The 21,674-nt window shown below is 66.8% G+C and carries 21 protein-coding genes; 14 read left to right on the top strand and 7 right to left on the bottom strand.

What is annotated here, in order from left to right:
* Positions 1–275 precede the first annotated feature (275 nt).
* The 5 genes from P3T34_RS18900 (at position 276) to P3T34_RS18880 (ending at position 8,652) form a co-directional block, all read left to right on the top strand.
* Positions 276–809: a hypothetical protein gene (locus P3T34_RS18900; RefSeq protein ID WP_280667211.1), complete on the top strand. Its 534-nt coding sequence runs from the start codon at positions 276–278 to the stop codon at positions 807–809.
* Between the two features lie 860 nt (positions 810–1,669).
* Positions 1,670–2,815, top strand: coding sequence for a hypothetical protein (locus P3T34_RS18895; RefSeq protein WP_280667210.1), 1,146 nt, complete (start codon positions 1,670–1,672; stop codon positions 2,813–2,815).
* A 1,536-nt stretch (positions 2,816–4,351) separates the two neighbouring features.
* Positions 4,352–4,972 carry a hypothetical protein gene (locus P3T34_RS18890; RefSeq protein WP_280667209.1) on the top strand — a complete coding sequence of 207 codons (621 nt, stop codon included), beginning with the start codon at positions 4,352–4,354 and terminating at the stop codon, positions 4,970–4,972.
* 857 nt (positions 4,973–5,829) lie between these two features.
* Positions 5,830–5,958, top strand: coding sequence for a hypothetical protein (locus P3T34_RS18885; protein ID WP_280667208.1), 129 nt, complete (start codon positions 5,830–5,832; stop codon positions 5,956–5,958).
* A gap of 255 nt (positions 5,959–6,213) precedes the next feature.
* A complete protein-coding gene (locus P3T34_RS18880; protein WP_280667207.1) occupies positions 6,214–8,652 on the top strand; it encodes a glycoside hydrolase family 3 C-terminal domain-containing protein in 2,439 nt (812 codons plus the stop codon).
* Between the two features lie 462 nt (positions 8,653–9,114).
* On the opposite strand, the gene P3T34_RS18875 is transcribed toward P3T34_RS18880, so the two are convergent.
* From P3T34_RS18875 to P3T34_RS18855, 5 genes are all read right to left on the bottom strand, one after another.
* Positions 9,115–9,702 carry a hypothetical protein gene (locus P3T34_RS18875; RefSeq protein ID WP_280667206.1) on the bottom strand — a complete coding sequence of 196 codons (588 nt, stop codon included), beginning with the start codon at positions 9,700–9,702 and terminating at the stop codon, positions 9,115–9,117.
* Between the two features lie 5 nt (positions 9,703–9,707).
* Positions 9,708–10,349 carry a hypothetical protein gene (locus tag P3T34_RS18870; protein ID WP_280667205.1) on the bottom strand — a complete coding sequence of 214 codons (642 nt, stop codon included), beginning with the start codon at positions 10,347–10,349 and terminating at the stop codon, positions 9,708–9,710.
* 274 nt (positions 10,350–10,623) lie between these two features.
* The gene (locus tag P3T34_RS18865; RefSeq protein WP_280667204.1) at positions 10,624–10,929 is read right to left on the bottom strand and encodes a hypothetical protein; all 306 of its coding nucleotides are present in this window, start codon (positions 10,927–10,929) and stop codon (positions 10,624–10,626) included.
* A 168-nt stretch (positions 10,930–11,097) separates the two neighbouring features.
* A complete protein-coding gene (locus P3T34_RS18860) occupies positions 11,098–11,667 on the bottom strand; it encodes a hypothetical protein (protein WP_280667203.1) in 570 nt (189 codons plus the stop codon).
* Positions 11,668–11,946: 279 nt separating this feature from the next.
* A complete protein-coding gene (locus tag P3T34_RS18855) occupies positions 11,947–12,702 on the bottom strand; it encodes a GntR family transcriptional regulator (RefSeq protein WP_280667202.1) in 756 nt (251 codons plus the stop codon).
* Positions 12,703–12,782: 80 nt separating this feature from the next.
* On the opposite strand from P3T34_RS18855, the gene P3T34_RS18850 reads away from it, so the two are divergent.
* From P3T34_RS18850 to P3T34_RS18835, 4 genes are all read left to right on the top strand, one after another.
* On the top strand, positions 12,783–13,082 hold the full coding sequence (locus tag P3T34_RS18850; RefSeq protein ID WP_280667201.1) for a hypothetical protein: 300 nt from the start codon (positions 12,783–12,785) through the stop codon (positions 13,080–13,082).
* Positions 13,083–13,224: 142 nt separating this feature from the next.
* Positions 13,225–13,968 carry a GntR family transcriptional regulator gene (locus tag P3T34_RS18845; RefSeq protein ID WP_280667200.1) on the top strand — a complete coding sequence of 248 codons (744 nt, stop codon included), beginning with the start codon at positions 13,225–13,227 and terminating at the stop codon, positions 13,966–13,968.
* Positions 13,952–14,368 (top strand): ATP-binding protein, encoded by a 417-nt coding sequence (locus P3T34_RS18840; protein WP_280667199.1) that lies wholly within the window; start codon positions 13,952–13,954, stop codon positions 14,366–14,368. Before P3T34_RS18845 ends, P3T34_RS18840 begins: the two co-directional genes overlap by 17 nt.
* The gene (locus P3T34_RS18835; RefSeq protein ID WP_280667198.1) at positions 14,365–14,715 is read left to right on the top strand and encodes a hypothetical protein; all 351 of its coding nucleotides are present in this window, start codon (positions 14,365–14,367) and stop codon (positions 14,713–14,715) included. Before P3T34_RS18840 ends, P3T34_RS18835 begins: the two co-directional genes overlap by 4 nt.
* A gap of 191 nt (positions 14,716–14,906) precedes the next feature.
* On the opposite strand, the gene P3T34_RS18830 is transcribed toward P3T34_RS18835, so the two are convergent.
* Both P3T34_RS18830 and P3T34_RS18825 read right to left on the bottom strand, forming a co-directional pair.
* A complete protein-coding gene (locus P3T34_RS18830; protein ID WP_280667197.1) occupies positions 14,907–15,665 on the bottom strand; it encodes a glycosyltransferase family 2 protein in 759 nt (252 codons plus the stop codon).
* A gap of 5 nt (positions 15,666–15,670) precedes the next feature.
* Positions 15,671–16,459: a GntR family transcriptional regulator gene (locus P3T34_RS18825; protein WP_280667196.1), complete on the bottom strand. Its 789-nt coding sequence runs from the start codon at positions 16,457–16,459 to the stop codon at positions 15,671–15,673.
* A gap of 352 nt (positions 16,460–16,811) precedes the next feature.
* On the opposite strand from P3T34_RS18825, the gene P3T34_RS18820 reads away from it, so the two are divergent.
* The 5 genes from P3T34_RS18820 to P3T34_RS18800 all read left to right on the top strand — a co-directional run bounded on the left by P3T34_RS18820 (position 16,812) and on the right by P3T34_RS18800 (position 21,444).
* The gene (locus P3T34_RS18820) at positions 16,812–17,186 is read left to right on the top strand and encodes a hypothetical protein (RefSeq protein ID WP_280667195.1); all 375 of its coding nucleotides are present in this window, start codon (positions 16,812–16,814) and stop codon (positions 17,184–17,186) included.
* Between the two features lie 87 nt (positions 17,187–17,273).
* Positions 17,274–17,570 (top strand): hypothetical protein, encoded by a 297-nt coding sequence (locus tag P3T34_RS18815; protein ID WP_280667194.1) that lies wholly within the window; start codon positions 17,274–17,276, stop codon positions 17,568–17,570.
* Entirely contained in the window at positions 17,567–18,835 is a 1,269-nt protein-coding gene (locus P3T34_RS18810) for a hypothetical protein (protein WP_280667193.1), read from the top strand. Before P3T34_RS18815 ends, P3T34_RS18810 begins: the two co-directional genes overlap by 4 nt.
* Positions 18,836–18,877: 42 nt before the next feature.
* A complete protein-coding gene (locus P3T34_RS18805; RefSeq protein ID WP_280667192.1) occupies positions 18,878–19,174 on the top strand; it encodes a hypothetical protein in 297 nt (98 codons plus the stop codon).
* Between the two features lie 92 nt (positions 19,175–19,266).
* A complete protein-coding gene (locus P3T34_RS18800; RefSeq protein WP_280667191.1) occupies positions 19,267–21,444 on the top strand; it encodes a cell division protein FtsK in 2,178 nt (725 codons plus the stop codon).
* Positions 21,445–21,674 lie beyond the last annotated feature (230 nt).

Below are 21,674 nucleotides of genomic sequence, written 5' to 3'. Positions count from 1 at the left end.
GTGGCAGCATTCTGCGGCCGCACAGTGAGGCTGGCGCCACGTCAATGGTTGGTCGTATGCGTATAGATAGCACCATGGGCCGTGCTGCTTACGGAGCGGCGGGCCGAATGGCGCGCCGCTGATCGGCAGAAGTCGAAACGGTCCCATCGGGCGGTGATGTGCCGTCGGTTCGGGTGACCGCGGTCATCACCGTTCCCGGCACCACGGTCGACCACATCGACGTGGCCGACGTGTAGGCCCCTGGCTTCTCCGCCGGCGGCCCGATCCACCTGGCCGTGACCCTCGACAACACGGGCACGGTGCACCGTGCCTTCAACGACACGCTCGAGCCCCTGACCGCGAAGGTCGGCTCGACCACCGTCGGCTTCGGTGACGCCACCGTCCTGCGCGGTGCCACCCGCACCGTCACCGCCACCTGGCACTCCCCTCCGCTGTTCTGCCTGTGCCGCCTCAGTGTTTCGGCCCCCAATCCCGACGGGCATACCAGCACCAGGTCGGTCACCGTCGTGATCCTTCTCGTCTACCGGGCCGCAGCCGTCCTCGTCGCATTGGCCCTCTGCCTGACGGCGGCTCTTCTGCTGCGCCGGCTCCACCGCCGAGGCCTCGCGGCGGCCCTGGAGGCCGGCCGACGTGAAGGACGACAAGGCCAACCCGCCCTTGCGGCCGTCACCGAGGCGACCGCGGACACACCCGCCGATGCGCACGTCGGTCCGCGACGCCGCCCTTTCAGTGCTCTGTGGACGCTACGCCGGACCTCAGCGGGCGCGGCCCCACCGTCGGCACCGACACCTCCTCCCACCGCCTCCTAGATGCGGCTGACCCGTCGTCCTTCCTCTCCGGCGACGAAGCGCCGCGCTCGGCGAGGGGCGAACGTCGAGATCCACGGCCAGGAACGGCTCGATTTGCCCGCGGCTGTCAGGGGAGTCCAAGAGGCCGGGTCGCCGTGCTGGCGCCCCTGGTCGGTCGCTGGAGCCACCATGGGGCGCCATCCAGATCAGTACTGACTGCCGCCCGAGAGGGACCGGCAACCCGAGGTCCGAGCTCCATAAACGCCGGACGACGCTGGTCAGCGGCCTCGTCTCGGTTGAGCTCGCTGCCGACGGTTGCTGCGGTTGCTGTCCTTTGCTGCTGTACACAACGTCAGAGGCCCTATCGGATCTCTCCGATAGGGCCTCTGTACTACTGGGTCGGGGTGGCGGGATTTGAACCCACGGCCTCTTCGTCCCGAATCACGGGCGGGGTGGTCGCTGTGGCCATCTGCACAGGTCAGAGGTGGTGTCAGATGCGCTGGTGGTCGCCTCTGGCCGGAGCGGTTGCGGTACTTCGCTGCTGTACCTCGCCGCTGTGCCGGTGAATGGTTGACGGACTTGAAGCCCGGGCTCCGTCATGTCGCAAGTGCGGAGAGTAACAGAAGGGGTAGCTTGCAGTTACCCACTGTTGTGATCGTCGGTCCGCTCCACGCTGCTTGCGGCCACGGGCGAGCCGCCAGGGCCGAAAGGGTTTGCCCATGCACCTCGTCTCCCGCCGCACTCGTTTCAGCAGGGCCGTCCTGGCGGCGTGCGGAGTGTCGGTCCTGCTGACTTCGCAGGCGATGGTCGGTTCCAGGACCGCTGCCGCCGAGTCGCTTTCACCCGACCATGGCACCCACGGCAGGGGCGCGGTCATCGCCGTGACAACCGCCAAAGTCGGTGCGCCCGGAAACCCCGCGGTAGGCGTCGTCCCGTTCACTGACGCCGTCTACCGCACGTGCGCCGACGCCCCGCCCACATCGAGCGACTGTCTGATGGTCGGCGCCGTCCGAGATCCCTACGAGATCGGACAGTTGGAGGTCACAGTCGGCGAGTGGGTGGCCTTCCTGAACACGGTCGACCCCGGGGGCCGCGATCCCCATGGCCTCTACGACAGGACCGAGAGCTCGTCGGCGTGGCCGAAGTACGGCCCGATCAACTTCTCCGCCGACGCCGGCGACGGCTCCCACTACTCCGTGGCGTATCCGGAATGGGCGGACAAGCCGTACGGCTTCGCGAACTTCCTGAAGGCCGCGCGCTTCGTCAACTCGCTCTACAACGGCCGACTGATCTCCAAACAGGAAAGCAGCAACAACGGCTTCAACTACGTCACGTACCAGGTCGAACTGTCGCCACAGACCGAGCGCGGGATGTACGACCTCGCCCGGCCGGACGCGACCCGGGCCCATGACTCCGGCTTCGTCGTACCGAGCCAGGACGAGTGGATCAAGGCGGCCTACTACGATCCGAACGGCGGTGGCACCTACTCCTACTGGAAGTACCCGACCAATCAGGGAGTCTTCGGCGACGGCGATGCGACCGCCCCTGCCCCCACGGTCCTCAATCCCACCAACGGCGATGTCGTCAACGCGGCGACCCAGCCACTCGCCTCGTACCATGCCACCGGCCAGCCGGCGCCGAACTGGTGCCCCGGCGAGGTGCAGCCCGATGTCTGCGCCACCGTCAACCCGTTCGGGCTCGACGCCGTCAGCTACGCCAACCTCTACCAGGGCAGCCTCAGCACCGTCGGCCAGGCGAGGACCACCTCACCGTGGGGCACCCTCGACCAAGGCGGCAACGCGGTCGAGTGGACCGACACGATCACACCCCCACCGACCGGAGGCGACTCCGCACGGATCTGGCGCCGCGCGCACGGCGGTGTATCCAACGCGGGCGCGTTCCAGATGTGGCCTTCCGCGGTCGGACTCCAGCCTCAGGACAACGTGTTCTTCAACCTCACCTACCCGTGGTTCGGCATCCGGGTCGGAGTGATCGGCGACCTCGAGCCCAGGGGCGGCGACAGCTGAACCACGGTTCACTTCGCCGTCGTCTGCGGGCCCCGACAGATGGACGACCTGTTCAAGCCCGGCTCTGAGGGACAGTCACTCAGTCAGTCACGCAGAACGAATCAGGGCCCTACCGGATCTCTCCGATAGGGCCCTGAACTCGTACTACTGGGTCGGGGTGGCGGGATTTGAACCCACGGCCTCTTCGTCCCGAATGAGGTCCGGGGGCATCCGTAGCCTGCCGAGATCCTCAAACGCGCACGTCAAAGCTCTGGATGGAGTTGGGTTCTCGCGGCTGGCAGCGGCTCCGATTGCAAGATCCACTCCCTGTTCGCTCCCCGGGGCGAGAGGTCCTGATCGCCGCACGTAATCCCTTGCAGCTCATGTGCATTCACCCGTTTGTGACCGTCGGCCTACTCGGCCGTGCGTGGCCCGGCTGCAGCCCGCGACGCTGGCAGCTGCTCGCCAAGCATGAGCGCCACGAGGCCAGCTACTGCCGAGAGCGCCGCTGGGAGGGTGTCCGTCGGGGCTCGCAGGACCACGACAACGACGATTACGGTCACTGGCCAGATCTGGGGGAGTCGGGTTGACAAGGGGCGTGCGGCAGTCGTCAGACTCACGAGGTACTCTCCTTGTGGGTATAAAGATGGCAGTCATGGTCATTTATAATGGCTCTACCGCCACCGCCCGGCGCCTGATCGTTGAGAACATCAACTGAGAAAACTCGGATAAGCTCCACCGCCTGGCACTCCAGTCGCAGATTTGTCATGGCCGGAGAATTGTCTGGCGAATCTGAAACTTCGGGGAGGCTGCTCGCCTCGGTTTTCGAATTCCCACACCGTAAACAGGATATTCTTGCGAGTCAACGATCAAGATATCCTTGGAAATCTCCATTAATAATCCCGAGGGGTAAGATTTTTCACCCTTGTGGCCTCTATGTTGTTAGTCGCCGGTCAAGTAATATTGCGAAGTATGTCTAATGCATCGCGAAAGTTGGGGGAGATCCGCAAATGGCATAGGAAATCCCATGTGCAGCAGATGTTCCATGCCACGGAGCCTGGCAGCAGGGGCAGAGTTCCCGTCTGCGAAATCGCGATCAAGGTCAGCCCGAAGGAGTTAGGGGCTAAGAGGGTCACCCCCTCTGCTTGTAAGTTCTTTTGGCTCACTCTTTGGGCTGGCGGTGTAGCAGCAGTCGCTGTACTTGTGGCTCTTTTTTGCCGCAGGAGCAGGGTTCCCGTCTGCGAAATCGTGATCAAGGTCAACCCGGAGGATAAGCCGGACACCAGCTCCGCTCGTAAGTTCATCCGGTGCACCCTTTGGATTGGCGGTCTAGCTGCAGCAGCCACTGTACTTGTGGCCTTCTTTGTTGGACCCGATGCTGGATACGTGGCTCTGCCTCTAACATCAATCACTATTGTCGCAATTCTATTTGTGATGCAAAAGCCGTCGCCGCTGCTAGCTCTAATGAACCAGCCTGGATGGCGCCGCAATTTCACAAGTGGCCTGGCGGTTGCGATGGCGATTTCCTTGTCCGTCGCATTCACCTTCGATCCGAAATTGAGTGGCCGTTTCGATCTGAAATGGAGTCGAAACTGGGGACCGACTGGCTCCCCGGGTGTCCCTGGCTCCCCGGGCTCCACCGGCTCCCCGGGCTCCACCGGCTCCCCGGGCTCCCCGGGCTCCACCGGCTCCCCGGGCTCCCCGGGCTCCCCGGGCTCCCCGGGCTCCCCGGGCTCCCCGGGCTCCCCGGGCTCCCCGGGCTCCCCGGGCTCCCCGGGCTCCCCGGGCTCCCCGGGCTCCCCGGGCTCCCCGGGCTCCCCGGGCTCCCCGGGCTCCCCGGGCTCCCCGGGCTCCCCGGGCTCCCCGGGCTCCCCGGGCTCCCCGGGCTCCACCGGCTCCACCGGCTCCACCGGCTCCCCGGGCTCCACCGGCTCCACCGGCTCCACCGGCTCCCCGGGCTCCACCGGCTCCACCGGCTCCACCGGCTCCACCGGCTCCACCGGCTCCACGGGCTCCACCGGCTCCCCGGGCTCCACCGGCTCCACCGGCTCCCCGGGCTCCACCGGCTCCACCGGCTCCCCGGGCTCCACCGGCTCCACCGGCAATCCGGATCCGGACGACAGCGTCGGGAACGAACACGATGGTCCCGGCCAGCATTCCGCGCCGTACTCGCCGTAACGTTTGATGGTGCGGGAAATGGCCTTAGCTACTGTAACCGGTGCGCCAACCGGAGGCCCATTTGTGCCAGCCTGGGAGGCAGCCCGCGCGGCCGGCTCGACCGGACGCCGGCCAACACGGCCCGCCGCAGGCGCCCGCCTCCCGAGCTGTACGCCCCGCTGGCCAACCACTCCGTTCATGGTGGCGGTCTTGACGCGGCGGATCTCGTCAAGGCTGTGCTCTGTGGCGCGGGTCTTGTACAGCAGCGGAACATCCCGCCAGGGCAGCTGCTTCAGGTGCTGGTGCGGCAGCGGCTGATTCCCCTTGGGTATGGCGATGTAGTGGGCCTTCTTGTCCTCCACCAGGAAGCGGGCGTGGGTGGTTTGCGAGTGCAGGGCGTCGAAGATGACCACGATGTCGGCCAGGTCGAGTTCGGCGAGCATCGGCCGGAAGGCGGTGATCTCGTTGGTCTTGAAGCTGACCTCGCGCTGGGCGGCGACCGGCCGGTTTCGGTCATCGCGGCGAACAGGTGGACCTGGGTGCCGTCGGCGCAACGGGCGCCGCGAACGGTCTTGCCGTCCACGGCCAGCGAGCCGCGGGGGCGCCCGCCCGGGTCCTTGCCGGGGTTAGGGCGGCACAGGTCACGGGCGGCGAGCCAGGAGCCGATTGCTGCATCGATGGCGTTGCCGTCGATGTCCTGCAGCCCCGACGCGCGGTGGCCTCGGCCGGGCGTTGGGACCGGACGGTTCGCGGCTCGGGACCCCAAGGGCGGTGAGCACGGCAGGCGGGGCGTCGGCGGCCCACTCCGCGATCGCGGTCAGGGACTTCGCGCTGGCCAGTACCGCGCACGCGGCGAGTGCGAGGACAAAGGCAAGGGGGTGGCGGCGCCCCTTGGCCCGGCGCAGATCTGGCACCGTCGCGAGGCGGTCCAGCAACTGCGGGTGTTCCCCGGGCTTGGCGAGCCGAGCGGCGGCGAGCTGGCCCAGGCCGGCGGGGATGAGCGATGACGATCGGGAAGGCACGGTCTTCCGCCGCGGTGATCAGGGACTCGACACCTCATGATCACCCGGAGGCTGTGCCTTCCTCCGTTCTAGCCAGATCCACGAACTTCCGAGTCGTGTCAGCTGCCTGAACCAGCATCAAGAGGGACACTTCGCCTGAACAACGCCGCCCTGGGGCTCTAGCGCTCTGACCGGGAAAGTGAGCCGAATCTGTGCGCAGGGCCAACGAGCAATATCTCCCTCCCGTGACCCGGAGGCCTCATGCGCAGAACCCCCACCACACCGCGGATCGCGCGAATGGCGGCGGCCTTGACCGCCCTGTCCGGTTCGCTGCCGGCTGCCTGCGTCGCGGCTCCACCCGCTGCGGTGGCCTCGACCGCATGCCCGTGGGTGGGTTCGAGCGCGCCGATCCCGCAGCGCGTCAACGAGGTGATCTCGCGGATGACGCTGGCTCAGAAGATCCAACTCATGACCGGGGCACTTGACTCCAGCTACGTCGGCTTCACACCGGCGATCGGTTCGCTGTGCATCCCCGCGCTGAACCTGGAGGACGGCCCGGCCGGCGTGAGCGACTGGATGACGGGGGTCACGCAGCTCCCGGCGCCCGTCAGCGTCGCCGCGACCTGGGACACCGCAGCGGAGCAGACCTACGGCCAGGTCATCGGTGCGGAGCAGGCCGCCAAGGGCACGACTGTGGACCTCGGGCCGACGATCAACATCGTGCGGGACCCGCGTTGGGGTCGCGCGTTCGAGTCGGTCGGTGAGGACCCGTACCTCAACGGGCAGATGAGCGCAGCTGACATCCGCGGTGTGCAGTCCACCGGGGTGATGGCACAGGTCAAGCACTTCGCCGTGTACAACCAGGAAACGAACCGCAACACGCCCTCCGACGACGCGATCGTCAGCGACCAGGCGCTGCGGGAGATCTACCTGCCCGCCTTCCAGACCGCTGTGCAGCAGGGCGCCCCCTCCTCGGTGATGTGCTCCTACAGCCAGATCAACGGGACCTTCGCCTGTGAGAACCCGCTGATCCTGAGCGCCGCCCTGCGCCGGCAGTTCGGGTTCACCGGCTTCGTCACCTCCGACTGGCGCGCCACACACTCCACCGTGCCATCGGTGAACGCGGGCTTGGACCAGGACATGCCGGGCGACAATACCTACTACGGCAGCGCGCTGCGGCAGGCTGTCACCTCCGGTCAGGTGAGTCAGTCGAGGATCGACACGTCCGTCTCGCGCATCCTCACCGAGATGTTCGCCTTCGGGCTGTTCGACAAGCCGACGACAGGCTCCCCGGCCCAGGTCGCGACCAGCGCCGCACATCAGGCGACGGCGGAGCGCCTGGCCGAGGAGGGGACGGTATTGCTGAAGAACTCGGGCAACGTGCTGCCGCTCGGCGCCTCGGACACGTCCATCGCCGTCGTTGGCGCGGACGCCACGACCGACGCGCAGACGGGCGGTGGAGGGACCGCCGGTGTGAACTCCAGCGGCACGGTCACGCCGCTGGAGGGGATCACCAGTGCCGCGCCCAGCGGCGTGACCGTGAGTTACGACGACGGCTCCTCGCCGAGATCGGCCGCCGCGCTCGCCGCCAAGTCCACCGTCGCGGTGGTCTTCGCCAGCACCTGGGAGAGCGAAGGAAGCGACCGGTCGACCATCGATCTGTCCCGTGAGGACAACACGCTGATCTCTTCAGTGGCCGCGGCGAACCCGAACACGATCGTGGTGCTCAACACCGGCTCCGCGGTCACCCTGCCCTGGCTCTCCTCGGTCAAGGGCGTGCTTGAGGCCTGGTACCCGGGCCAGCAGGACGGCACCGCCATCGCGAACATCCTGTTCGGCACCACCAACCCCTCCGGCCACCTGCCGGTGACCTTCCCGACCTCGCTCTCCCAGGTCCCGGCGAGTACCAGCGCGCAGTGGCCCGGCGGCAACGGGCAGGTTCAGTACTCGGAGGGAGTCGACGTCGGCTACCGCTGGTACGACAGCAAGGGCCTGACGCCTCAATACCCCTTCGGCTACGGCCTTTCCTACACCACGTTCTCCTACAGCAACCTGCAGATCAACCGCCTGCCGCAGGGTGGTGAGGCCACGGTGACCGCGACCGTGACCAACACGGGCACCCGGGCCGGAGCGGACGTCGCCCAGCTGTACGTCACCGACCCAGCTGCATCCGGGCAGCCGCCGCGACAGCTCGAGGGCTTCGCCCGGGTGGACTTACAGCCTGGCCAGAGCGAGCCCGTCACGTTCCCTCTTGCCGAGCGGAACCTCCGCTACTGGGACGCGAGCACGGACAACTGGGCTATCAGCACTGGCGACTACGGCATCGCTGTCGGCGACGCCGACTCTTCCGCAGCGCTCAAGCTCGCCAGCACGCTCACCATCTGCGCTGATCAACTCGGGCAGCCGGTCACGATCACCGGCCCCGGCCCGCAGGAGGGCCAGGCTGGCACCGCGGTCTCGCTGCAGATCACCGCAAGGGACGCGACGACCGGGCAGAGTCTCGCATTCAACGCCACCGATCTGCCCGCCGGTGTGTCCATCTCGTCCTCCGGCCTGGTCACCGGCGCTCCGACCACGGCCGGGACCAGCACGGTGACCGTGACCGCGAAGGACCCGAACGGCGCCCAGGCCGAGAGCTCGTTCATCTGGACCGTCGAGTCCTCATCTGTCGGCATTGCAGTGACCCCTCGTCGCGGATGACAGCCGGGTCCTTGCGCATGTGGTCCCCTCCCAGGCAGCGATGGCAGTAGAGCTTCCCGCCAACGGTCGCTGAGAATCAGCGGGTGCGGGTGCGGGTGCGGGTGCGGGTGCGGGTGCGGGTGCGGGTGCGGGTGCGGGTGCGGGTGCTGCAGCAACGACAGAGGGCCAGTCAGATTTCTCTGACTGACCATCTGGGCTGTGTCGGGGTGGCGGGATTTGAACCCACGGCCTCTTCGTCCCGAAGCAATTCGGGCGACTGTTCGGGCAGTGATGGGTCTGTCCTTGAGCTGCGACGAGGATCCGAGAACGTCCGTGCTCGTCCGCCGTTGCGCGCTGCGGTTGTCACGCAGTTAGACACTCACTCCGCTGTGGCTGGGAGAGCGAGGAACTGAAGACATTCCTTGCATGCGGCGCCGTCGCGCATACTGGCAAGCGGTTGGCAAGACGCGCTACCGCACAATCTTAAAGTCGGCCGCGGATGGCCAGTGCGGCATCACGGAGTCGTGTGCGCAGCATCGGATGAGGCCCCTTAATGCGCACTTTCTTTCGACTGCGATAGGAGTATGCCACGGCTCGAAAGATGGGATTATAAGCCTTTGCCGTCACTTGCGTCACACGGTCAACACTATCCAATTCTGCGGATGGTGACTTAAGAAATGTCACCCTATCGCCAGGCGGCCACGTAAGGGTCCACCGGAGCACATACCCAGGGGGAAGGTACACCAATTGATCCATCGAAATATCCTCAAGCCAGACCGGAGCAGTTAGAGCCAGTGGAGTCCGTGGCCGAAGCCAACCATGCTCGCGCCACAAAATAACCACACCGACAAAAGATAGATAAGCGTCGATGCGCCCTTTATTTCCGACCGTGATCGTGACCTCGTTGCCTTCAGCCTCGGCGTGCACCTTAACTCTTCGACCCGACCCCAAGTATGTGTAGATGGATGCGAGTGCACCAAGGCCGGCAGCGATGAACGCAATATCAACGAGAACCTGCAACCACAACGCCGGTGTGTCAACGATTTCAATGCGCACCTGTCCAATGAGCATGTCCTTCAGTCCTCCGCACAGAACCCAATATCGCGAGGCCCATCGAGTGAGAGGCGAACAGAGTGCTGACAGTGCTTTCTGTTCGGGCATTCTCCAATGCACTGACGCAACCACCGAGAATAAGAACACTCTTGCTTCACGATATATAGCCCTTGCGCGAAGGCTTGAGCAGTTTCCAGATCATGAAGTTCAGTCGCAAGAATCAACAAAGTATTAGGTTGCCCATTTGGCTGATACTGTTCCATGAACAGCATTAGCTTCTGCTGTCGATCGTCATCATTGGGGAAGACGACATGCAGTGTCTGACTTGCCTCGCGCGCGTTATAAATATTATAACGATCAAGGGGGCGCGCCTCCAAGAATGGCCTACCCGCGGTCGGAATGGCGGCCCCTCTGGGTTGCTCCTGAGTTCCGTTAACAAGCGGCGCGAGGCGCGTTTTCATCAAGAAAGCCTTCTCAAATTCTGCTTCGCCCGCCTGCAGGCTATCCGTTGGAAGGTGGAGTGGTTCAAAAATACGCGCAATATTGACACCTAGAGTTTCCAGGATTTCGGGCATCCGCAGCTGATCGCTATGGCGAATTTCAGCAAGGGGGCAATCGCGGGCGGCAAAGTTAAACTGACTGCGATCGGCGAGAATATTGGTCATGGGGGTGCCTTTCGCTTGCGGAGTCTCCATTGTCGCTCTGCGCTCAGCAATCGGCTCGGCGATGCACTCCATCTGGGCTAATCGAGATCTGCTGCGGACTCGGACGCCCAGTACGACACGGACGTGTCAGATGCCGCTGAACTGCGGATGTCCCAGTTGTCCGAGCAATACGACCGGCGGCTCGGTAAGCCCATCAGCGAAGCGGGATCCATAAGAACGGTGGTCAGCGATGCCAGCCCAGGGCGGCGCCGTTCAGGGGTTCCGTCCGGTTTGATCATGTGATGCCGAGGGTGGCGAGCGGTCCTGTGGCGTCTCGGCTGTGCTTGCGCAGGCTAGCGGCGATGTTGTCGCAGCCGGTCAGGCGGAGGGCGCCGATGGCCAGGTTGCGCATGGCCGCCATGGCCCGGGGCGCGGTCCTGGTCCGGACCCGCGAGGCGTCCTCGGCGAAGGTGGTGTCGTGCACGTGGTGCGCGATCTCGGGAGCGTCGGCCTGCTCGGCCGTCAGGTCGGTGACTGCGTAGATGCGTTCCAAGGTGACTTTGCCGGTGGTGGCGATCCGGCGACGGCGCACGATCTGCACGGCCTGCACCGCGTGCGGGAAACCGAGTCCGTCATATCGGAGCGCTTGCTCAAGCTCGACGTCTTGTGATCGTACAACGTTGGCGCACTAAAGGGGCGGCCGGAAGGTCGGCAGACTATCCCGCGGTGAATGACTTGCCAGGCGATGCAGTCGTTGTGCTCAGCGAATCTACGGTTGCGTTCCCTGCTCGGTGCCCCTCGGGGGCGGTAGCAGTAGGTCGCGTTCCGGGTGGCTCTCGCCGGTGACGTTGCCTTGGACGCCGAGGTCTTGGCGGGCGGCGTCGTGGAACTCGTTGATGGCGCGGAAGACGGCTCGGTTGCGGTTGCGCCACTCGTCCAGCGTGCCGTGTGTCTTGCCGTTGGCCTGCCAGTCGACTTCGAGTGCGGTGGCGTTGAGGCTGTGTGCTGCTTCCACGACGTCGTCGCCGCCAAGGAGCATGATCCGTTCGAAGGCGCGGCCTCGCTCCCAACTGGCTTCTGACAGCTCGGCGATCAGCTCATGCTCGCCCTTGGGGCTCGCGTGGATGCCTTCCTTGTGTTCGTAGAGCTGGACGGCGAGGAAGACGCCGGCTCTGATCCTGTCTATGTAGCCCTCGTACGCGTGCAGCTTCTTGTCGTCCCACCGCGTCAGCAACTCGTGTTGCTTCCGCGTCCGTTCCATCGCGTGGTTGGTGAGGTGCGTCGTCAGCGCGCCCACCAGGACGGCCGCGATGGTGACCAGCTGCTCGGTAGCTGCCAACTCATCCCCCGAGACATGCAGTTCTCTTGATGTCTTGAGGATTCTACGAGGTCGACGGGACTCGTGTCCCTGTCAAGGATGTTTCTGGCAGCTTGAGTTGGGTGATTGCGGTCCCGCTCGGACGGTTGAGGTGATTGCTGGAACATGGGGGGCGCTGAGCCGGCCGATGAAGAGGTGCGGGAGGAGTGGGTGCGGCGTGACGCTGTGACAGGTGTGACACGTGCACCCATGTTTCAGCCAGGTGCTGTTCGGCTCTCCCGCCCCTGGGCTGCGCGTCGGTCAGGGAGTGATTGCCACCTCGTAGACCAGCTCACAGAACGCGGCGGGAACGATGATGTCGGCAGTTTCCACCGCGCGGCCGTCGTCGCTGATGTACGTGCGGCGGATGTGGGTGACGAGGGCGCCGCGCTGCACGCCCAGGAGTGACGCCTCCTCGTCCGTGGCATGCCGGGGTTCCGGCTGCTCGGTGAAGTGGCTGACCGTGATGCCGATCGCAGCCATGCGGTTGACCACGCCGCGGCCGGCGTGCGGCCCGCCCTCGGGCAGGACGACGATGGTGCCGGCGGTCAGGTCGTACGGCTCCCAACTCGTCGACAGCTGGACCGGTTTGCCGTTGGCGAGGTACTCGTACGCCGTCCGGACGCACAGGTCGCCTTCGGGGATGCCGAGGCGGGCCGCGATGTCGGCCGGCGCGGGCACCTTCGCCTCGGTGCGGCTCTCCCACGTGCCCCGCCGGCCGAGGCCGATCATGTCCGAATAGAACGGTGAGCCGCCGCGGTCTTCGCGCGCTCGGGAGCGGACCAGGCGTAGCCGCTCGCGCGGCTCGGCGACGAAGGTGCCTGAACCGGCGCGGCCTTCCAGGACGCCTTGGAGGATCAAGAGTTCCTGCGCGCGGCGGACCACGTTGTCGCCCACACCGAACTCCTGAGCGAGTTGGGCGCGGGACGGCAGGCGGTCTCCGGGTGCCCAGTCCCCGCATGCGATGCGCTCCTGCAAGGCATCGGCAATGCGGAGGTAGGGAGGTTGCTCACGCATATGGAAAATCTAGTCCACTAGGTCTAATCTAGTTAACTAGCTTCGCTCTAAGTGGTCTCGCGACTACGAAGGGGTGCCTTGTGCCCTCGCGTCATCAAGCACGTGTTGATCAGATCTTGGCTGGCCTCGCGGCCCTCGGGCTTGATCCACAGGTGACGGACCACCGGGAGCACACCAACGTAGAAACGGAGGTGTCGGACTCGACGGTGGCCGAGTCCTGGAAAACAGTCCTGGCGCTGCTGGAGTCGGCCGACCGGTTCGGACTCGTCAGCAGTGCCGGCCGCAGCCTGATCGTGTGGGCTGCCGTCCGAAAGGAAGCGCCCGCGACGGACGACGCAATCGCCGCCGCGGGGCAGTGCCGTCAGCTATATGGGAGCTGATCAGCGTGTTCGACCTTAGCTATTCCGCCGCTACCTTGACCAGACACCTGCCGGCCGCGCCTCCGGGTCGTTGCGGCCAGGACCTGTCGCGCCAACGTGTCACCGCCGCCCTTACCGACACCGAGCGGAGGGGGTGACGGTTGTGGCTGTTCGCTACACGCACGTAGCCGACGACCTCCGGCGTCGCATCGGGAGCGGAGTCGTCCCTGCCGGCGACAAGCTGCCCTCGGAGGGAGAGCTCGCGGCCACCTACCGGGTTGGTCTGCCGACACTCCGGCGGGCCCTGGAGGTGCTCCAGGGGGAGGGGCTGATCGAGAAGGTTCATGGGCGCGGGAACTTCGTTCGTCTTCCGAGCCAGCCGATCTCGTACGTGAGGGGTCGGAGCACGCAGCGAGAGGAACAGGCCAGTACCGTCCCTCTCTCGATCACGGTCAGCGTGGCCGAGGTGCCGGCCGACGGTGACCTGCCGTCGCTTCTGCAGGTGGTGGTCGGAACTGCCTTGGTCGAGTGGGTCTACCTCGGCGTCCAGGCCGGCCTTCGGCGCAGCCTGGCCCGCGTCTACGTGCCCAAGGCACTGGCGATAACCCCACCCGAGGTCCCCCGGTCGCCGTGGGGTGAGGACGCTCGGGCGCAGCTGCTCGCGGCCGGCGTTCAGTTCGCGGAGACTACCGAGCGCACGACCGCGCGCTTCCCGACCGCCGATGAAGCGGAGGCGCTTCGCATCGCCGCCCGCGCTCCGGTTCTGTCGATCGTGCGCACGGCTGTCGACGCCGACGGTCGAGTGGTGGAGTGCACGTTCCTCGTGCTTCCCGGGGACCGGTCGGACGCCATCTTCATCACAGCTGAGACGGATCGAACGGGGTGCGCCGATGACGACCACTGTTGAGGTGGCGGAGGCCTGGATGCCACGTCACCCGAAGTCGAGCAGTGCAGCCCGGGGGCTGCTCCGGGAGTTCCTGGGCAGCGTGGTCGACGGGAATCTGTTCGCTGAAGTGGGCGGGCTGGTGTTGACCGAGCTGGTCAACAACGCGGTGCAGCACGCCCGCACCCCGCGTGACCGGTTGATCTTCCTCCGGTTCGAGATGGAACCCGGGCTGCTCCGCATCGAGGTGCACGATGCGTGCGGCGAGCTGCCGGCTGTGCGCTGGGCGGGTGCTGATGATGAGTCCGGCCGCGGCCTGCGGCTGGTCGAGCACCTGTCGCAGGCGTGGGGCTTGTCTCCCCGTGCGGGCGTGGGCAAGGCGGTCTGGGCGCTGATCGCGCCGCTGGATGGTGGGACGACGTGAGCATTGGTCAGCGAAAGGAGATCGACGTGGTGATGAGCGCAGACGGAGAGCGGGAGTGGGCCTGCGGACCGGTCGTGGCTGAGATCGCTGGGATCATGCCGGCGTCGGAATTCGACCAGCTCCCAGATGCACTCACGGCTCTGCTCCGGGAAATCGCGGGGTTGAAGGTGTACGGGTGGCACCGGGACTTCGTCGAAGGCTGCCTGGGATGGGCTGGCGCAGTCGAGACCATCGCAGGTGAACTACGAACACGGCCGTGGATCCTGCCGCTTTACGTCGATGACGTGCCGGGGGATGGTCCCCGTGAGATCACCATCCGCCTGGCCCAGCCGGATACGCCGAGCTGAGGTAGCGCGGCGCGTCTGACGCACTGCGGATCGGCCGGGGGGAAGTGCAGCTGCTTGGAGCCACTATCGGCCCGAACACAGCCAGGCCACCCCCAGCCAAGGTCTGCGAACGGCAAGAGTTGACGTGTGAAGCCCGGACCTCTCCTCAACGAGGGTCCGGGCTTCGGGCGTTTGATCCGGGCAAGTGGTGCCTAGATCGCTGCCGGATAGTGCCAGTCGAACCGGGCCAGCAACTCGGCCCTGGCTTCCACCACGGACATGCGCGCGTCGCGTTCGATGGCGTCGACATGGGCCGGATGGCTGGTTACCTGGCCGGGCCACTTCCGGTAGTGCAGCCCGACGTCCGGCGTGAACCAGCCGCGGCTGACGCTGCTCAGTGCGAGTAGAAGCCCGGTGTCCTCCGAAGCGGGGAGGGCCATCCAACCGCCGAGGGCGATCAGCAGGTCACGCCGGACGCAGAGCGTTGCCGGGTGCACCTGGGCGCGGTAGTCGTGGGCCTTCCAGTGCGACAGCACGGCGCCGCGGTCGAGTGGGCCGGCAGGCGGGTCCTGGTCGAAGCCGACGGTGCTGCCGTCGGGCAGCAGGTCCAGTACGCGCGACGTCGCCCATCCGAGTGTGGGATCCGAGTCGAGAGCGGCGATATCTCGCGCCAGGGTTCCCGGAGCCAACATGTCGTCAGCATCCAGCACCTTGACGTACTCGCCCTCGGCGCGGGCCAGGGCCATGGTCCGGGCCATCCCCGCGCCACCCTGCCGGCCCTGCTGGAAGCTGATCCGAGCATCGTCGGGCACGTGCGGGGTGACCTTGTCGCTCTTGCCGTCCTCCTGGACCAGCCAGAGCCACTCCCAGCCGTCCGGGAGCGCCTGCTCGCACAGGGACTTGTACGCGTCCGCCAGAAACGGGGCGCTCGGCGGATGGACGGCGGTGACGATGATGATGCGCCGCTGCACGGCCTTCACCACCTTTCCAGACGAGTAGTGAAGGTCATTTCGGTGCGGTCGCCCGGCAGCGTGACATCGGCGATGTCCACGACGCGGTCGTTGATGTCGTAAGTGGACTTCCGCAGTACCAGCACGGAGGTGCCGGGCGGCAGCTCCAGTTCCTCTGTCTCCTCTGCCGTCGGCGGTCGGGCGGTGACGCGTTCTTCGACGCGGTCCACCTCGATCCCGACAGTGAAGAGTTGGTTCTGCGTCCCCCCTGGCCACGGCTCGCGCGCGGCGTCCAGGAGATCGGGGTTGCCCGCGATCATGTCGCGCACGAGGTACGAGTGCGTGAGGTTGAAGGGCGCTGACTCAGCGCGGTACCGCGTCCGGAAGACGCGTTCCAGCAGGATTGTTCCTTCACTGACCCCGAAGGCTGCTGCCCATGCCGCGTCCGCTGAGATCTCTCGGTACTCGGCGGTGAACACCAGGTCGTCAAGCTCCAGGCCGGTGTCACGCTCGGTCGCACCTGTCTGCTGTCGCTCGTGCAGTGAGCTCCGAGCCCTGTCCTTCTCCCACTGGTGGCGGTCGTTGGTGCGCTGAACCAGCTTGCGGGCCTCGCGTACGAAGTTGCCGCGGCCGTGCTTCTTCTCGATCAGTCCTTCGGACTGCAGAAGAGCCAGTGCCTGACGGACCGTCGGGAGGCTCTTCCCGTACTGGTCAACGAGGCTCGTCTCCGCTGGCAGCCGGTCGCCGGGCGCCAGCTCACCGGCACGAATAAGCCGGCGGAGGTCGTCCGCGATCCGCTCGTACACCTTCGCCATGGGTGATCACCGTCCTGGTCGTCTGACGAAACCCAGCATACGAGTCCTCAAGAGGACTTGACGAGTCGGGGACGGGTCGTCATAGTTCTCATCAGCTCCTAAAGAGGACTTGAGGACAGGTTCTCTTGATGAGTGGGTGTGCCCGGAGGTCGCAACGGCTGAAGGAAGCGCTCGTCCTTTCACAACTGAACAGAGCGCGAACGAAACGAGTGATTTCGATCTTCGACACCTGCTCCCAGGGGGCCGGTGTCGGAGGTCATGGCCACTCGTCTTGTACGAGCGGTACGTCAGGAATCTCAACGGGGCGGCCGGCCAGGCCGGCCGCCCCGTGAGTCAGGAATAAGGGGGAACCATGGAACTCGCACTCGGTGATGTCGTTCTCGACCGGAGCGACCTCGCGTTGGGCATGGTGGCGGGCGTCGCCAGCCAGGCCGACGGCAACATGGTGGTTCTGCAGCTCTCCGGGGGAGAGCTGCGGCCGGTCAGCCAGTACCACCTGGAGTTGGTGGGCCGTCGCCCGGCGCCGACGACTGCGGCCCGCAGCTTGGCGACATGGAGCGTTCTGGGCGTTGCCACCACCGCAGCCGCCGTCGGCTTCAGCACCAAGGCGGCCGCGGGCGGGGGCTGGTTGCCGGCCCTCCTGATCGGCTTCGGCTCCGCCTCCGTCGTCATGACGAGCTTTCGGTTCCTCCAGCGGATGACTGCCCCGCGGCGCATCCGCGTCTGAGCACGTTCGCAGTCTGGTGGCAGCGGTCGACGGATCAAGGAAGCCCGCTGCCCCGGATCTCCCATCCCATCCAGGAACAGGAGAACCATGACCACCTACCAAGGAGAACAGGAAGTGGCTGCGGCCGCCGAGTTCGAGCAACTGGCCGGCGGCTTCGAAGAGGACGAGCAACTGCCGGAGTTCCTCCGGGAGTTGTTGATCGGTCGGCCTGCCGAGTGCGAGGTGGCGCGCGCTGTCCGCATCGACGCCGCTCGCGGCATCTTGGCGGATCTGCGCTTCGACGCACCTGAGTTGGTGGAGTACGTCCGGGCCATGCCGGGACTCGCGCCGCTGACCACGTGCAGCAACCAACAGCTGCGGGCGGGGGGCGAGACGCCCGTATGAGTCAGCCGACCATCTACAGTCCGAAGGCCGCACGGCAGTTGGACGCGGTCACCGTGGAACTCGCCAAGGCGAGGGCCGCCCGGGAGCGCGCCGAGGCCGACGCCGCAGCTCAGGCGGTGCTCAGGCGCTCCGAGCGGGAGCGCCAGGAGGCCCTCGCCGAGCTGGGCGCCGCTGCCGAGGCGGAGCACGATCGGCGCAGGAAGCAGCGTCGGGCCGAGCGCGCGCAGCGATGGGCCCGGCACCGAGAGGTCCTGACCGGACGCGCGGTGCTGCTGGCCACGCTGGCCGTGATCGCTCTGTGCGTGACGGTGGCGCTGCCGGCCCAGATCGGATTCCTGGCCCAGCGTTGGCCGCTTCCTATGGCGCTGGCGGGCGGGATCGCCCTGGAAGCGCTTACGTGGGTCTTCGCGTTGCAGGGCCGGGCGCGAGACGCGCGGGGGCTGTCCGCAGCGGTGCACCACGCGGGCATCTGGGCCGCCGCGACGGTGGCGGCCGGCATCAATCTCACTCATGGCGCACAGATGTGGGGGGCCGAGTTCGCAGTCGTCGCCGCGAGCGGCTCGCTGGCCGCGCCGGTCACCTGGCACATGTACTTGTTCTCCCAGCGGCAGGACGAGAGCGACCCCCGCCAGGCGCAGCGCGGCCGTCGGCGCCACCACCGCAAGGTCGCTCGGACGGCGGGATGGCTGGCCAGCGCGCTCCCTACGGAACTCACGCCGGACGAGCTGTGGACGCTGGCGTGGCGTGCCGTTCACGGCGCAGAGCCGGGGATCACCGCAGAGCTTCTCGACGCCCACGCCAAGGCGTCGGCCCTGGTGGCGAAGCACCTGCGCCCGGGTGGTCTGGCGGGTCTGGACGTGCTCACGCGGCCGGCTGTCGTCCAGCCCACGTTGCCGACGGTGGATGCACGCGATGCGGTCGAGGCGGGCTTTGCTGCTGCCCGCCCGGTCGCTGAACTGCTCCGGGCTGACAGTGCGCGTACGCCGCTCCAGTTGGGGCGTACAAGGTCGTACAAGCAGGTCACAGGCCGTACGGCGCTGCGGCCTCCGCCCCGTACAACCCCCTTGCCGGCAGCGCCGGATGGCCAAGTGATGGAGGCCAAGCGCCAGGCCGCGCGAGCGGTGATCCGCCGCACTCTCGCCGGCGGCGGCTCCCCCTCGCCCACCGGGATCGGGCGGGCACACGGCATGTCTCCCGAGTGGGGTGCCAAGCAGATCCGCGCTGTCCGGATGGAACGTCAGTCCGCCTCCGCAACCGAAGTCTGACTAAGTCAACTCCCGACCTGAAGGGTCAACACGATGGGAATCATGACGACTTACCTGCATGCCGACGCGAAGGCCCGAATCACCGCGCAGCAGCAGTCCGACGGCTGCCCCACCCTGAACCTGGCGATCAATCTGGGTGAACTCACCGTCTTCGGCCCGAGCAGGGACTTCGACGGCCCTGCCGCTCACCTGGCTTTCGCCGAGGCTCTGGCCGGAGCGGCGAACCAGTTCCTGGACCTGGCCCGCAAGTACGCCGAACAGGCGTCGGCCGAGGCGCCGGAGAGGTTCATCGCCGGGCCGGAATCCACCAGCACCGCCACCGCGACGCCGTCCCTCTGACGCGTCGGCAGAACTACCGGGACGCGCGCCGCCTGCCAGCACAGCGCGTCCCGGGCCGTCCTTCGCCCGCCCGATGTGAGGAAGGAGCCTCAGTGAACCACGACGAGGACGACGCGGCGCGCGAGCTGTTTGCGCGTCTTGAGGCCGACATGAACACCGACCGCGAGGGCCCCGCGGTCGCCCCTGGCAAGGCTGGGCCGCGAGCCCACCGGAACGGCCCTGACGAAGAGTCCGTGTACGAGACCGGGCCCGTCGCCGTGGTCGACGGGCCGGCACCCACCGGTCCGGGCTGGCTGGAGCGGCTTCGGGCGGAGAAGCGCCGGCCGGTGATTCCGGCCTGGCTGAGGAGTAAGGCCGAGTTCCGAGAGGCGGCCCGATGGGTCGTCGGCCACTACGCCCACACCGCTGCGTTCCACGGCTTCCGTATGCCGAACTACGTCGGCAAACTCGCGGCGCGCGCGCCGCGTGGAGTTGCCCGTGCGATGCGGGAGTTCCGCCGGTGGACGCGGGACCTCGAAGGCGAGCCGATCCGCGCGTACGCCGTCGCGCGGGAGGACGCCGAGCTCTATCTGAAGCTGTCTCGGCAGCGGGACCGGCGGGTGGCGGCGCGCAGCTGGCTTTGTGCTCTGCTCGCCCTGTCAGGCGCCGCGCTCGTTCCGCTCCTGGTTCTGCAGGCTTCGGGTTGGGCCCTGGCTGCGCTCGTGGCGACTGCGCTGCTCGCCTTCGGTGCTGCCGGTGCGCCGGCTGACCAGCCGCTGATCACCCGCGCGGTCGTGGCGGCGAAGGTGCAACGGCTGACCTCCGAGATGGTCGAAAGGGCCCTGTCCGTGCTGGCCGTCAGCGGTATCACCCAGTACCTGTCCAAGGGCGGCCGGATGGAATTCACCGCGCCCATCACCCGCGATGGCCCCGGCTGGCGGGCCGACGTTCAACTGCCGCCCGGGGTCATCGTCGGCGAAGTGATGGACAAGCGGGACAAGCTCGCATCGGGTCTGCGCCGCCCGCTGGGCTGTGTGTGGCCCGAGCCGATCGCCGGAGAGCACCCCGGAATGATGGCGCTCTGGGTGGGCGACCAGGACATGAACAAGACACAGCAGCCGGCGTGGCCACTGCTCACGACGGGGACCGTGGATCTGTTCAAGCCCGCGGCCTTCGCCACCGACCAGCGCGGCCGCTGGGTGGACGTGACGCTGATGTTCATCGCGGGAGTCATCGGCGCCATCCCGCGGATGGGCAAGACCTTCCTCCTGCGTCTGCTCCTGCTCATCGCGGCGCTGGACCCGCGCGCCGAGCTGCACACGTACGACCTCAAGGGAACCGGCGACCTCGATCCGGTCGGTGAGAAGGTCTCGCACCGCCACCGCGCCGGCGAGGACGACGAGGACATCAAGTACGCCCTGGAAGACATGCGCGCGATCCGTGAGGAACTGCGCCGTCGCGCCAAGGTGATCCGCTCGCTCCCTCGGGACATCTGCCCGGAATCCAAGGTCACCAGTGAGCTGGCCGATAAGAAGTCCCTTGGGCTGCACCCGATCGTCATCGGCGTGGACGAGTGCCAGAAGTGGTTCGAACACCACACCTATGGACGCGAGTTGGAAGAGATCTGCACCGACATCGTCAAGCGTGGCCCAGCGACGGGGATCATCCTGCTGCTGGCCACGCAGCGCCCGGATGCCAAGTCGCTGCCGACCGGCATCAGCGCCAACGCCTCCGTTCGCCTCTGCCTGAAGGTCATGGGCCAGTTGGAGAACGACATGGTTCTAGGCACCAGCTCCTACCGCAACGGCATCCGAGCCACCACCTTCGCGTGGGCGGACAAGGGCATCGCGTACTTCGTCGGTGAGGGCGCCGACGCCCGGATCGTGCGAGCGGTGAACATCGACGCCCCGGCGGCCGAGACGATCGCTACCCGCGCCCGGGCCGTCCGCGAGCGGGCCGGCCTGCTCACGGGCTACGCGGCGGGCAAGGACAGCGCGTCCGAGTCCGGACCGTCCTACGACCTGCTCGCTGACATTCTCGCCGTGGTCCCGGCCACCGAGGCGAAGGTCTGGTCGGAGACCGTGGTGGCCCGGCTCGCGGAGCTGCGTCCGGAGGTCTACCACGGGTGGGCGCCCGACCAACTGACCGCCGCCGTGAAGCCGTACGGCATCGCCACCGGCCAGGTCTGGGGCACTGCCGACGACGGCAAGGGCGCCAACCGACGCGGCATCACCCGCGCGCACATCGCTGCCGTCGCTTCAGAACGTGACCGCAAGCCCGACGCGGCCTGACCGCGTCCGGCGCTAGGTCTAGCACCGACAGCCGCTAGACCTAGCACCCCCGCTAGCGCTCCACATATGCCGTGAACAGGGATCTATCGTCTAGCGCCCTGGTCTCACAGCGTCCGAAAACACTCAGGAGGACCCGTGTTGAGCGCCCTGCTGACCGCTAGCCCCGGTCTGCTCTTCATCGCCCTGTGTTACTCGCTGCTCTGTATCTCCAGCCCGTTCGGGGCCTGCCG

Source organism: Kitasatospora sp. MAP12-44 (assembly GCF_029892095.1).
GTDB lineage: Bacteria > Actinomycetota > Actinomycetes > Streptomycetales > Streptomycetaceae > Kitasatospora.
Note: the sequence above shows the minus strand (reverse complement) of the source record. Positions and strands in the feature narration are given on the sequence as shown.

Coding starts and splice junctions, on each gene's coding strand:
- P3T34_RS18855 (WP_280667202.1), bottom strand. CDS start 12,702: ATGCGTGAGCAACCTCCCTACCTCCGCATTGCCGATGCCTTGCAGGAG.
- P3T34_RS18875 (WP_280667206.1), bottom strand. CDS start 9,702: ATGCTCATTGGACAGGTGCGCATTGAAATCGTTGACACACCGGCGTTG.
- P3T34_RS18870 (WP_280667205.1), bottom strand. CDS start 10,349: ATGACCAATATTCTCGCCGATCGCAGTCAGTTTAACTTTGCCGCCCGC.
- P3T34_RS18810 (WP_280667193.1), top strand. CDS start 17,567: ATGAGTCAGCCGACCATCTACAGTCCGAAGGCCGCACGGCAGTTGGAC.
- P3T34_RS18880 (WP_280667207.1), top strand. CDS start 6,214: ATGCGCAGAACCCCCACCACACCGCGGATCGCGCGAATGGCGGCGGCC.
- P3T34_RS18820 (WP_280667195.1), top strand. CDS start 16,812: ATGGAACTCGCACTCGGTGATGTCGTTCTCGACCGGAGCGACCTCGCG.
- P3T34_RS18825 (WP_280667196.1), bottom strand. CDS start 16,459: ATGGCGAAGGTGTACGAGCGGATCGCGGACGACCTCCGCCGGCTTATT.
- P3T34_RS18805 (WP_280667192.1), top strand. CDS start 18,878: ATGACGACTTACCTGCATGCCGACGCGAAGGCCCGAATCACCGCGCAG.
- P3T34_RS18840 (WP_280667199.1), top strand. CDS start 13,952: ATGACGACCACTGTTGAGGTGGCGGAGGCCTGGATGCCACGTCACCCG.
- P3T34_RS18815 (WP_280667194.1), top strand. CDS start 17,274: ATGACCACCTACCAAGGAGAACAGGAAGTGGCTGCGGCCGCCGAGTTC.